Source organism: Novosphingobium sp. HNCC26BN242 (genome assembly GCF_057180525.1).
In genome coordinates, this window is record NZ_JBXUGM010000001.1 from 1,393,383 (window position 1) to 1,406,092 (window position 12,710).

General features: G+C 63.9%; 9 protein-coding genes. 1 reads left to right on the forward strand and 8 read right to left on the reverse strand.

From position 1 onward, the window contains the following. Positions 1-70: 70 nt before the first annotated feature. A complete protein-coding gene (locus AC2A1F_RS06485) occupies positions 71-1,486 on the reverse strand; it encodes a sugar porter family MFS transporter (protein ID WP_484207916.1) in 1,416 nt (471 codons plus the stop codon). 237 nt (positions 1,487-1,723) lie between these two features. On the opposite strand from AC2A1F_RS06485, the gene AC2A1F_RS06490 reads away from it, so the two are divergent. Next, positions 1,724-2,773: a LacI family DNA-binding transcriptional regulator gene (locus tag AC2A1F_RS06490; RefSeq protein WP_484207917.1), complete on the forward strand. Its 1,050-nt coding sequence runs from the start codon at positions 1,724-1,726 to the stop codon at positions 2,771-2,773. 113 nt (positions 2,774-2,886) lie between these two features. Here the strand turns inward: AC2A1F_RS06490 and AC2A1F_RS06495 are convergent, their stop codons facing one another. The 7 genes from AC2A1F_RS06495 to AC2A1F_RS06525 all read right to left on the reverse strand — a co-directional run bounded on the left by AC2A1F_RS06495 (position 2,887) and on the right by AC2A1F_RS06525 (position 12,673). Further along, positions 2,887-4,794 carry a sialate O-acetylesterase gene (locus AC2A1F_RS06495; protein ID WP_484207918.1) on the reverse strand — a complete coding sequence of 636 codons (1,908 nt, stop codon included), beginning with the start codon at positions 4,792-4,794 and terminating at the stop codon, positions 2,887-2,889. Next, positions 4,791-5,714 (reverse strand): SMP-30/gluconolactonase/LRE family protein, encoded by a 924-nt coding sequence (locus AC2A1F_RS06500; RefSeq protein ID WP_484207919.1) that lies wholly within the window; start codon positions 5,712-5,714, stop codon positions 4,791-4,793. Before AC2A1F_RS06500 ends, AC2A1F_RS06495 begins: the two co-directional genes overlap by 4 nt. Then, positions 5,714-6,505, reverse strand: a complete 792-nt coding sequence (gene xylB, locus AC2A1F_RS06505) for a D-xylose 1-dehydrogenase (protein ID WP_484208185.1) — start codon at positions 6,503-6,505, stop codon at positions 5,714-5,716. The genes AC2A1F_RS06500 and xylB overlap by 1 nt, the downstream gene beginning before the upstream one ends. Before the next feature lie 163 nt (positions 6,506-6,668). Then, positions 6,669-8,192 carry a tryptophan halogenase family protein gene (locus tag AC2A1F_RS06510; protein WP_484207920.1) on the reverse strand — a complete coding sequence of 508 codons (1,524 nt, stop codon included), beginning with the start codon at positions 8,190-8,192 and terminating at the stop codon, positions 6,669-6,671. Further along, the gene (locus AC2A1F_RS06515) at positions 8,189-9,712 is read right to left on the reverse strand and encodes a tryptophan halogenase family protein (protein WP_484207921.1); all 1,524 of its coding nucleotides are present in this window, start codon (positions 9,710-9,712) and stop codon (positions 8,189-8,191) included. Before AC2A1F_RS06515 ends, AC2A1F_RS06510 begins: the two co-directional genes overlap by 4 nt. Continuing rightward, positions 9,709-11,121, reverse strand: coding sequence for a tryptophan 7-halogenase (locus tag AC2A1F_RS06520; RefSeq protein WP_484207922.1), 1,413 nt, complete (start codon positions 11,119-11,121; stop codon positions 9,709-9,711). The genes AC2A1F_RS06515 and AC2A1F_RS06520 overlap by 4 nt, the downstream gene beginning before the upstream one ends. Continuing rightward, positions 11,111-12,673 (reverse strand): tryptophan halogenase family protein, encoded by a 1,563-nt coding sequence (locus AC2A1F_RS06525; protein WP_484207923.1) that lies wholly within the window; start codon positions 12,671-12,673, stop codon positions 11,111-11,113. The genes AC2A1F_RS06520 and AC2A1F_RS06525 overlap by 11 nt, the downstream gene beginning before the upstream one ends. Positions 12,674-12,710 lie beyond the last annotated feature (37 nt).

The following is a 12,710-nucleotide window of genomic DNA, read 5'->3' on the forward strand; positions in this document are numbered from 1 at the left end:
AAACTCCGGCGGGCCCTTTGACCAATTGAGCGTCTTCGCGCCCGCCGGTATTATTCGTCGTCAAAGGCGCTCAGTGCCCGCCCCAGCCTTCCATCTGTTCCAGTTCCTTGCCCTTGGTTTCAGGCAGGAAGGCCTTCACCAGGAAGAAGCTGATGAACGCGCTGCCAGTGTAGAGCATGTAGGTTTCGGCAAGACCGAGGCCGCTGGCCATCGCCGGGAAGCTTTGCACCACGGCATAGTTGGCCACCCACTGCGCCAGGCCGCACACCGCCAGCGCCGATCCGCGCAGCTGGTTCGGGAACATTTCGCCCAGCATGACCCACATTACCGGGCCCCAGCTGACATTGAAGAAGATCACATAGATATTGGCCGCGATCACCGCGATCAGGCCTAGATCCTGATCCATCTGCAATGCGCCTGCGGCATCCAGCGTCCCTTGCGAAAAGGCCCAGCTCATCGCCCCCAGTGACAATGCCATCCCGGCAGAGCCGACCAGCAGCAGTGGCTTGCGCCCTACCTTGTCCACCAGCGCCATGGTGACAAAGCACGCGGCGATGGAAACGATGCCGGAAAAGATATTGCGCTCAAGCGCGGCCTTTTCAGAAACACCCGCCAGCTTCCACAGCGTTTCGCCGTAATAGAAGATCACGTTGATCCCCACGAACTGCTGGAACAGCGCGATGATCAGCCCTGCCCACACGATCGGGCGCAGCACGGTGCCCGGTGCCAGCACATCGGCCAGACGCGGGCGATGATCGACGGCGAACGAGGCGCGGATTTCGTCAACCTTGCGCTCTGCCTCGGTCGGGCCGAACAGACGGGTCAGCACAGCGCGCGATTCCGCCTCACGGCCGCTGCTGATCAAATAGCGCGGGCTTTCAGGAATGAATTGCAGCGCCACCAGAAACACGACGGCAGGAACCGCCTGCGCCAGATACATCCAGCGCCACGCCGGAAGCCCGGCCAGCTCACCCAGCGAATCGCCCGCCGATTGCGCAAGCAGATAGTTGACCACAAATGCTGCGGTCAGCCCGGTGATGATCATCACCTGCTGCACGCTGGTCAACCGCCCACGAATGGCCGCCGGAGCGACTTCGGAGATATAGGCGGGCGACAGCACGCTGGCCGCGCCAACCGCCATGCCGCCAAAGAAGCGCGCGATCACGAACAAGGTGTGATTGTCAGTAATGCCTTGCACCAGTGCGCCCAACAGGAACAGGATGGCCGAGCCCACCATGATGCGCTTGCGGCCGAACCGGTCTGCCGCGCGACCTGCGGTGAATGCGCCTGCAGCGCAGCCAACCAGCAACGAACCCACGGTAAAGCCAAGGCCATTGTCATCTAGCGCGAACGCAGCCTTTAGGCCCGATTGGGTGCCGTTCACCGCGCCGCTATCATAACCGAAAAGCAAGCCACCGATCGTTGCCACCGCCACGATCGCGCTGACCAGCGCCATGTTGGTATTGTCCTGCTGCGTTGCAGCCATTTCCCTCTCCCGTTACACCGTTGGAATTGCGCGTGGATTGATACCACTGCTGACAATTCGTGCCTTACCGCCATTGACCCATGAAATGAATGATAGCGCTATCTTTCTAACGCAACATCACCGGGGTGCAAGCCTCAATATAACATGGCGCGCCAAATTCAGACGTTGTCTGTTCACAATCCAGCTTGCAAACCACAAGTCTCCCCTTCAGGACATTTGTGCGGGAGACAAAAGCGCATGAATGAGACCCGATCCCGGCGGCGGCAATCTGGCCGTCCCACTGTAAACGATGTGGCCCGTCTGGCCGATTGTTCGCCGATGACTGTCAGCCGTGTCATCAACGGCGGCACCGGTGTGCGCGAAGAAACCAAGCTGGCAGTCGAAGTGGCGATCAAGCAACTGGGCTATGCGCCAAACCGCGCCGCGCGCAGCCTTGCAGGCGCCTCGCAACTGCGCATCGCGCTGCTCTATTCCAACCCTTCTGCCGCTTACCTCAGCGAACTGTTGATCGGGTGTATGGACGCGGCCAGCCGGCTTGATGCGCATCTGGTGGTCGAACGCTGCGATCCCGAACGCGATCAGGCCAAGATGATCACCAAGCTGGCCGAAACCATGATCGACGGTTTCCTGCTGCCACCGCCTTTGTGCGATGATACCGCGCTGCTCGCCCGCCTGCGCCGCGCGGGCACGCACGCCATGCTGATCGGCCCTGGCCAAGCGCAGGCGCAGCACGGCGTGGTGATGATCGATGATTATCAGGCCGCCTATGACATGACGCGGCACATCATCGATCTGGGCCACCGCCGCATCGGCTTCATCATCGGCAATCCGCAACAATCCGCCAGCGCACTGCGCCTTGCCGGTTTCCGCGATGCGATGAGCGAGGCAGGCGTCGACGTGGACGAAGCGCTGGTCGTACAGGGACAGTTTACCTACCGCTCCGGCCTCGATGCCGCGATGCAGGTGCTCGCCCTGCCCGAAAAGCCGACCGCGATCTTCGCCTCGAACGACGATATGGCCGCTGGCTGCATCGCAGCTGCGCACCGCAACGATCTGGAAGTCCCGCGCGATCTGACCGTTTGCGGGTTTGACGATACGGCTTTGGCCTCTACGATCTGGCCTGAACTCACCACGATCCGCCAGCCGATCCGCCAGATGGCCGAAGCCGCGCTCGATCTGCTGGTGCAGGACATCCGTTCAGCCCGCAACGGCGATGCCCGCACCGCCCGCCACGCCACCCTGGACTATGAACTGGTCCGGCGGGAGTCAGACGCAGCGCCGCGTTAATCTAGCCTCCTCCGCCACACCCCGCTCATGCTGAGCCTGTCGAAGCATCCCGCGCGACCTTGGTTCTGGCACCCTTCGACAAGCTCAGGGTGAGCGGGAATGGTGATTACCCTTTACCGCCCCACATCCAGCGCGAACCCCGGCACCGGCACCCCGCGCGCATCGAACAGGTTGACCACCGGACTATCCGCCCAGGCATAGCGCACGCGGACCGCCGCCTCGCCACCGGTTCCGATCACCACGCTATCGCCGTCCACCAGCGCATTGGCATGGCGGCACACATCGCCAGCATCGCACAGCTCGAACCCGATAGGCCCTTGTGCCGACCATGCCTGCAATCCACCCTCAACGCCCGCAAAGCGCACCCGCACGCGGGCGCCCTCCAGCGTGGCCGAAACCGGCATCGGCATAGGCTTATCCAGCGCCACCATGCCCAGCCGCTGGCCCAGCAGCAGCTTGTTGGCCGGGTGAATGTCGGTCCGCTCACCAATGTCGATGGCCGAAACCAGCGCGGCGTTGGCATCTGCCGCCACGATCCGGCGCTGCACATCGCGCATCTGCGCCCAGCCCGATGGCGCAGGCTTGGTGGCAGGCACACCATAGTTGGCAAGCTGCACCACCGCCACTTTCAACCCGCTGCCAAAGCGCGCGCGCCAACCTGCGATCAGGCCCTGCATGCGCCGGTCATAGTCCGCCGTGCCGACATCGCTCTCGCCCTGATACCACGCCGCGCCTTCCATCGCGAAGCGGCCCAACGGCGCGATCATGCGATTGTGCATCAGGCCCACCCCGGCATTGGCATCCCACGGCGCGCGCGGCGGATCGCCCTGCACCGGCGCGATAGCAAAGCGCCAGCCTTCGGCCAGCGGGAAGCGTTCGCCGCCCTCCACTTGCCACGCCAGCTTTTCAGGCGCGCTGGCAAAGCCGCCGTTGCCATAAGTATTGGTCACCGCAACCATCACCTCGTTCACGCCTTCGCGCAGCATCGCCGGCGGCACGGCATAGACGCGCTCGGTATCCCAACCGAACGTATTGCCCACCGGCTGCCCGTTGACGAAGGTCATGTCCATATCGTCAAGCACGCCCAGCGCCACCTTCGCACCAGCCTTTGCCTGCGCAGCGGTGAGCGTCACCTGTCGCCGCAACCACACCGTGCCGATGGTGTTGCTGCCCAGCGGCGTGTCGGTCCACGCCTGCCAGCCCTTGATCGATGGCACTGCCTGCCACGTCAGCGCATCGGGCTTTGCCCATGGCTGCGTGCCGCCGGTCTGCCCCTGATACCATGCCGTCCAGCGCGGGGTGAAGCGGGTTACGGCGGCCAGCGGCTCACGCTCGAACTGTGCCAGCAGCGCCATGTCGGGCGCCCCGGCAATGGCCGCGCCCGCTTCGAGATCGAGCCACGGCGTGACCTTCGATCCACCCCAGCTGGCATGTATCGCCCCCACCGGCACCCCACGCGCCCGGCGCAATTCGCGCGCCATAAAGTAACAGGCGGCGGAAAACTCGCGCACGGTCTGCGGCGTCGTTTGCGTCCAAGCCGTCGGCGCGGAAAAGCCGGTTTGCGGCACATAGGCAATCGCCTTTGGCACCTGCAGCAGCCGCAGCTGCGGATCGCTGGCGTTGTCGGCCTCGGTATCGCCGTTCAGCGCGCGCCGCACCGGGAATTCCATGTTGGACTGGCCTGAACAGAGCCACACATCGCCCACCAGCAGATCGGTGCGCGTCACGCTGGACCCGCCCGCCGAAACGGTCAGCGTCAGCGGCTCAGCCGAAGCGGCACGCGGTGCAAAACGCAGCGTAAAACGCCCCTGCTTGTCCGCCTTTACGGTGACCTGCTCGGTCCCGAACTGCCCCGAGACAGCACCTGAAGGCACCGAACGCCCTTCAACCAGCACCGGCTGCCCGCGCTGTACCACCGCATGATCGGTCCACACCGCGCCAAGCTCCAACGGCTCAGCCGCCAGTGCCGGAGCGGTGCCCGCCAGCAAAATCGCCCAGAGTGTCAGTCGGTTCACAATCACGCCCAAACCTCCGCCAGCGCCGCCGCAAAGCCCGGCACTGCAACATCAAACGCAAAGACATCGCCCGCCATCGGCTGCGCTGCCAGCGCGGCATCATCCAGCCCCTTGCGCGCGGTTGTCACGAATGCGCGCGTCAGATCCTGCCCACCGAAGGCCAGCTTGGTGACATTGGCGACCGGCAAATCGACCTTTTCGAGCAATTCGCCCTTTGGCGAATAGCGCGCCACACCCCAGCCGTTCCACAGGCCCGTCCACACACACCCTTCGGCATCGCACACCGGACCATCGGCCCAGGCATCGGGAAAATCGCGCGCGGTGCTGACGAACAGTTTTGCCGCGCCAACCGTGCCATCGTCATGCAGTGGCGCAACATGGATGGCCTGCGCAAGCGTATCGGTGAAATAGAGACAGTCCCCATCGGGCGAAACCGCCGGACCATTGGTTATGCAGATCCCGTCCGGTCCTTGCGGCTCCACCGTGTTGCGAAAGGCGCGGTAAAAGCGCCCGCTCGCCTCGGCTTCGGCATCGTCCATCGATCCGAACCACACCCGGCCCTGTGGATCAACGCAGGCATCGTTCAGCCGGTTGCCCGCAGGCTCGCCCGGCACGGTGGCCACCGGAGAGCATTTGCCGGTGTCCTTGCTGAAATAATCGCGGCATTTTCCGGTGGCCGGATTGAACAAGTATAGCCCATCGCGCAGGCCCGCGAGCAGCTTTCCGCCCTGTGCGGGCAGAACCCAGCCCACCTGATCATGAACCTCGAAAGATTCATGGCGGCCCGTTGCCGGATCGAAGCTGTGGATTGCGTGGGCCTTGATATCGACGAACCACAGGCACTGCCGCGCCGCATCCCACACCGGGCCTTCGCCCAGCTCGCAGCCCGATGCCAGAACCTGTTCCACCGCGCCTGCAATTGCCATTACCGCCAGCCTCCATCGACCCAGTATTCATGCCCGGTGCAATAGCGGGCATCGTCGGACGCCAAAAACAGCGCCATCGCCGCAATGTCCTCGGGCTGCAGCCGACCCTTCACGCATTGCGCCGCCACGATCTCGGCCTCGCCTTCGGGCGTATACCAGCGCATCTGCCGCTCGGTTTGCACGTTGCCCGGAATGATCGTGTTCACGCGGATGTTCCACGGGCCAAGCTCGCGCGCCAGACTGCGCGTCAACCCTTCGATCCCAGCCTTGGCCACCTGATACAACGCCAGATCGTCCAGCCCCAGATGCCACGAGATCGAGCCGAGGTTCAGGATCACGCCTTCGCCCTGCGCCTTCATCGCAGGCCACACCGCCTTGGACGCAAAGAACGCATGGCGCAGGTTCACCGCAATGCGATCATCCCAATACGCAGGCGTCACATCATCAATCTCGTGCCGGTCATCGCTCGCCGCATTGTTGACCAGCACATCGCACCCGCCCAGCGCCTCGGCCAAGCTGTTCATCGCACGCGAAAGGCCATCACAATCGGCCACATCCTGCACGCGCAGCAGCGGCGTATATTCCACGCCCGCATCCGCATGGAGCCGCGCTGTCAGAGCGCTCGCCGCATCGGCCGCGACATCGACAAAGCCCACCCGCGCGCCCTGCATCGCGAAGCCCGCCACAATCGCCTCGCCAATCCCACTCGCGCCGCCGGTCACGATCACCCGCTTGCCCCGCAGGCTGGGGTAGATTGCCGGTCCGGTGCGAGAGGCGGTTACGGGATTCATCGCTGCAAGTGTGTTCGTCGGCACGCGGGTTCCTTATCAGGCCGTACATCCTTTCGGCCATCTTGTCTGATTTATTTCCGCGCGGGCCTACCCGAGCCATCATGGAAATTCAAGCGCGCGACGCGGTTCACCACCAAAAAATGATACCGCTATCTTGGCCGGGTCACGCTGCGCAGTGCTGCGCAATATAGGTCCGGTGGCGGGGCATGAAATCAGCAGACGCTTCCACCGTGCTGCGGATCTCGTCCAGCCGCCGCTGCGTGGTTTCAAGGTCCAGCACATTGGCCACCGGATCGTGGCTGCGCGGCTGCAGGCCCTGCCCTGCCATCACCGCAAACCAGCTGGTATCGTTGAACAGTTCCTCGTTTTCACGGAAAGTGCGGCCCGAATTTTCGAACACGCGGATCTTCTCGGCCAGCCGCTCGGGCACCGCCATATTGCGGCAATAGTTCCAGAACGGCGAATCGTCCCGCTCGGTCACCTTGTAATGCAGGACCAGAAAGTCGCGGATTTCCTCGCTCTCGGTGCGGATCACCCGGTTGTAGCGTTCGGCATCGATTGGGCTGAACGAACGGTCGGGGAAATTGGTCAGCAGATGCGCGATCCCGCTTTGGATCATGTGGATGCTGGTCGATTCCAGCGGTTCCATGAAGCCCGACGACAGGCCGATGGCCACCACATTGCGGTCCCAGTACTTGTTGCGATGCCCGGTGGTGAAGCGGATAAAGCGCGGGTCGGCCAGCGGTTCGCCATCCAGATTGGCCAGCAGCGTTGCGGCGGCTTCATCGTCCGAAATGTATTCGTTGCAATAGACATGTCCATTGCCGATGCGGTGCTGCAGCGGAATGCGCCATTGCCACCCGGCGGCGCGCGCGGTGGAGCGGGTGAAGGGCGGAATGTCCTGCCCGCCGGTGCAAGGCACCGCCACCGCCCGGTTGCACGGCAGCCAGTTGGACCAATCGGTATAACCCGCCTTCAGCGTCTGTTCGATCAGCAACCCGCGAAAGCCGGTGCAATCGATGAACAGATCGGCCTCAACTTTCGTCTTGTCCTCCAGTTCCACCGCGCTGATGAAGCCATCTTCGCCGCGCTGATGCACTTGCACCACCCGCCCCTCGATCCGCTTCACCCCGCGCTTTTCGGCATGATCGCGCAGGAACAGCGCATAGAGCCCGGCATCGAAATGGAACGCATAGCTGATCGACGATAGCGGCGAATTGCCCGCGTTGACCGAACGCATGAACTTGCCCGTCTCGGCCGCCTTGGCCATCAGGGTATAGTCTTCGATCGGCCCAGCCCGGCCCAGCGCGTTCAGCCGCAGCCAGAAGGCGTGGAACGAGACGCCCTCCATATCCAGCCCGAACTTGCCGAAGGGGTGGAAATAGCTGTGGCCGATGCGCCGCCAATCGACGAACTGGATGCCCAGTTTGAAGCTGCCCTTGGTGCGGCGGACAAAGTCGTTCTCGTCGATCCCCAGCATGCGGTTGAACACGTTGATCTGCGGGATCGTCGCCTCACCCACGCCGACGGTGCCGATCTCGTCGGATTCCACCAGCGTGATCTTGGCATAGTTCGGCCCCAGCACTTTGGCGAGCGCGGCGGCGGTCATCCAGCCGGCGGTGCCGCCGCCGATGATCGCGATGCTGCGAATGCGGCGGTCGTCTTCGGGTATAGCGGTATCGGTCAAATCGGCCTCCCGGCACAATGTTGGGCTATAAAATCGGCATGCGCAGGCATGGCGCGCGCGGTGCGGCGGAACGCATCGGTCATGCGCAGGGCCATGTCGCGCACTTGTGGCTGGTCGAGCGAATCGGCCAGCGGATCGTGGCGCTGCGGCATCACCCCCTGCCCCACCATCACCGCGGTCCAGTTCGCATCGGTGAACAGCTCATCGTCATAACGGAACAGCCGCCCGGTGCTTTGGAACAGCGCCAGCTTGCGTTCCAGCGTTTCGGGGATCGGCATGGTCGCGCATTCACGCCAGAACGCGGAATCGCTGCGCGCATTGGCGTGGTAATGCAGGATCAGGAAATCGCGGATCTGCGCCCACTGGATCGCGGTCAGCCGGTTGTATTCCTCGCGCTCATGGCCCTGAAAGCTGCGATCAGGCAGCAGCGCCAGCAGCTTGGAAATGCCGATCTGCACCAGATGAATGCTGGTCGATTCCAGCGGCTCCATGAACCCGCTGGCCAGCCCCAGCGCGACGCAGTTCTTCACCCAGGGCTGTGCCCGCATACCGGTGGTAAAGCGCAAGGGGCGCGGATCGCCGGTAATCTCGCCATCCACATTGGCCAGCAGCGTGGCCGTCGCCTCGTCGTCTGACATATGGCGGCTGCAATAGACTATGCCGTTGCCGGTCCGGTGCTGCAGCGGAATGCGCCATTGCCACCCGGCGGCGCGCGCGGTGGAGCGGGTATAGGGCAGCAACGGACCAGTCCGCGCACAAGGCACCGCCACGGCGCGGTCACACGGTAGCCAATGGCTCCAGTCCTCGTACCCCGATCCCAGCGCTTCGCCGATCAGCAGCGCACGAAAGCCGGTGCAATCGATGAACAGATCCCCCTCGATCACGCGCTTCCCATCCAGATGCAGCGCCGCGATGTGCCCGCTTTCCCCATCCAGCGCCACGCGGGTGATGCGCCCCTCGTGCCGTGTCACCCCGCGCGCTTCGGCATATTTGCGCAGGAACGCGGCATAGAGCCCGGCATCGAAGTGATAGGCATAGTCGAGCTGTGACAGCGCCGAACGCGGATCACCGCCGGGCCGATCAAACTTGCCCAGCCGCGCCGCCGTGGCCGACATGTTGAAATCATCGAGCGGCAGCGGAATCCCCGCCGCGCGCAGTTTCAGCCAGATCTGGTGGAACTTTACCCCGCTGATGTCCGCGCCATAGGCCCCGAACGGATGCAGATAGGCCTCGCCCTCCCGCCCCCAACCGGCAAATTCGATGCCCAGCTTGAACGTCCCTTGCGTGGCGGCAACGAATTCGTCCTCGTCGATGCCCAGCATGGCGTTGAAGGTCTTGATCGGCGGGATCGTCGCCTCGCCCACGCCGACGGTCCCGATCTCTTCGGATTCCACCAGCACGATCTGCGTCACGCCATTGCCCGACAGGCGCGATAGCGCGGCTGCGGCCATCCAGCCCGCCGTGCCGCCGCCCGCAATCACCACGCGGCGCAATGGCCCGCGATCAACAGACGCGCTCATGCCTGCATCTCCGCCAGCAGCGCCGCATGGGGCGGCAGCTTGGCCAAGCCCGCGAGCATCGCCGCGCGAATGCGCTCGAAATGCGCGGCAATCGCCTCAGTCGGCAGCGCATCGGCCAGTGCATCGGCACGGCGCGGGGCTATGCCCGTCGCCTCAAACTGCGCTACCCAGCCCGGCGTTTCAAACACCTCACCATCGTGCAGCACTACGCGGCCGGTCCCGGCATAAAGGTCATGGCGATAGCTCGTCCGCGCAGGCAATGCCGTGGCGCGCAAGGCATCCCACACGGCACCTGCCGCACCATTGCGCGCCAGCCGCAGCACAGCGTAATCAAATGCGCAATCGCTCACCTCGCGCCACTGCCGATCATACTCCTGCGCCTCGGCCCGGCAATCGCTACCGGCAGGAAACAGCGCCACCAGCCGCGCCGCATCGGCCAGCGCCAGATGCAGTTGCAGCCCGGCGCACGGATCATGCTGCTGCGCCGCCGCGCCGATCCGCACCAGATTGCCCTCCCACGCTCGTGCCTGCCGACCGGGCCGGAAATGCTGCACGCCTGCCCCTTCGGCAGAGCCGCCAACCAGCGTTTCGGCCACCCCACCTGCCACAGGCACAAACGCCTGCCACCCATCGGGCAGCGCGGCCAGATCGGCATAGAGCGGCGGCGCGCCCTGATCGGGCCGCAGCGCAGTTACCGCGCGGTCAAACGGAAACCATTCCGCCCAGCTTTCAAACGCGCCTGCCAGCGGGCTATCCGCGCCCGATGCATCAACAAACAGGTCCGCGCTCACCACATCGCCCGCTGCCGTATGCAGCGCGGTGATGGTATCGCCATCGCGATCCACCCCACCGGTCCAAGCTCCGGCTTCAATCACGCCATGCTTCGCTGCATCAGTGCGTAGCATCTCGGCCATCCGCGCCACATCCACCGTCAGCCCGAAGGCCAGCGTCGCCAGCACCGAATCATCGTCTCCTTGCGGCGGAGCAAACCGCCCACTCTGCGCACACAGCGCCGCCAGTGCATAGTTGGCGATGTTTACCGCCAGCCCCCGGGCACGTGCTACCGCTACCAGCTGATGAAACGGCACCGGCCCCAGCGCCGCACCGATCTCTCCAAACGGCACGAAAGCTGGCACCCCATCGGCGCGCCACCCGCTCATCGCGGTGCCCAGCGTAAAGCTGGCACGGCAGCGCTTCAGCAGATCACCGCCGCGCCATCCGGTTTGCGCCACCACTTCAATGTCCTGCGGCAGCAGCACTTCAGCAGGGCTTGCAATGCCCAGCCCACGCTCGGCCCCCTGCGCAGACAAGACGCTGATGCGCAGATCCGGCAGCTTGCGCGCCAGCATGCTGGCCGCCATCCATCCGCACAGCCCGCCACCGATTATCGCCAAACTCTCAATGCGCATTGGCGCCAATCCGCTCGATAAAGCTCGACTGGCTCGGCAGTGTCGCCGCCAGCCGCGCATATTCATCGCGCATTTCGGCCAGCCGCAGGAACAGGCTGGCATCGCCAATCGCCTCCCCACGCGGATCACCGGCCTGCGGCACCACGCCTTGCCCCATATAGACTGCGATCCAGCTGGCATCGAGGAACATGCCATCGCGGTAATTCACCACGATCCCGCGCTCCTTGAACGCTTCCATGCGCTGCGCCAGCGAATCGGGCACGCTCATCGTGCGCACATAGTTCCAGAACGGCGTGTCATCGCGCTGCGTCGCATGGTAATGCAGGATCAGGAAATCGCGCACGCGTTCATATTCCAGATCCATCAGCCGGTTGTATTCGCGCGCCAGCAACGGATCGAAATCGCGGGCAGGCCACAGGTCCATCAAATGCCCAATGCCCAGCTGAATCAGGTGAATGCTGGTCGATTCCAGCGGCTCCAGAAAGCCTGCCGAAAGGCCAATGGCCACCACATTGCGGTTCCACTGCCGGTTGCGCTTGCCGGTCAGAAACCGCAGAAAGCGCGGGTCGGCCTGCGCCGGGCCTTCGATCTGCGCCAGCAAGGCCGCCGCCGCATCATCATCGGAGATATAGCTACTGCAATAGACGTGGCCATTGCCGGTGCGGTGCTGCAACGGAATGCGCCACGTCCATCCGGCATCGAGCGCGGTGGCGCGGGTATAGGGCGAAAGCCCGCCCGCGCTCTCACCCAAACGCTCACTGGGAACTGCTACTGCCCGATTGCACGGCAGCCAGTGCGACCAGTCGGTATACCCTGTCTTCAGCGTCTGTTCGATCAACAGCCCGCGAAAGCCCGAACAATCGACAAACAGTTCGCCTGCCACCTGCAGATCATTGTCCAGCCGCACACCTTCAACCACACCGCACGCGCCATCGTGCATCACGTCGATAATGCGCCCCTCGATCCGCTTCACGCCGCGCGCTTCGGCATAGGCGCGCAGATAGGCGGCATACTTGCCGGCATCGAATTGATAGGCATAGGAATAGGTAGACAAAAGCGCGTCTGGATCGCTGCCGGGCCAGGCAAACCGGTCTTGCTTTGCCGCCAGCACCGGCAAAGAAAACGCATCAATCGGATCGGCCCCGCCCGCCCGGCGAAACCGCGCCCAATGGTGATGGAAGGCCACGCCCTCGATCTCTTCCCCAAACGCGCCGAAGGGGTGAATATAGCTGTCGCCCTTGCGGCCCCAGTTGCGAAATTCGATGCCCAGTTTGAACGTAGCGCTGGTCTTGCGCATGAAATCGGCTTCATCAATGCCCAGTCGGGCGTTGAAAAAGCGGATATGCGGCACTGTCGCCTCGCCCACGCCAACCGTGCCGATCTCTTCTGATTCGATCAGCGTGATCGCTACCGGCAATCCCGCCAGCCGGTGCGCCAGCGCCGCCGCCGTCATCCAACCTGCCGTGCCCCCGCCTACGATCACCACCGATGAAATCGGCCCGCGATCATCGCTTGCGTTGCTCGGTCTTGCTGGATTGGTCATGGTCGCCATGGTTTGCTCATCCTCCCGCCCGGTTCGGCGTCTTCTA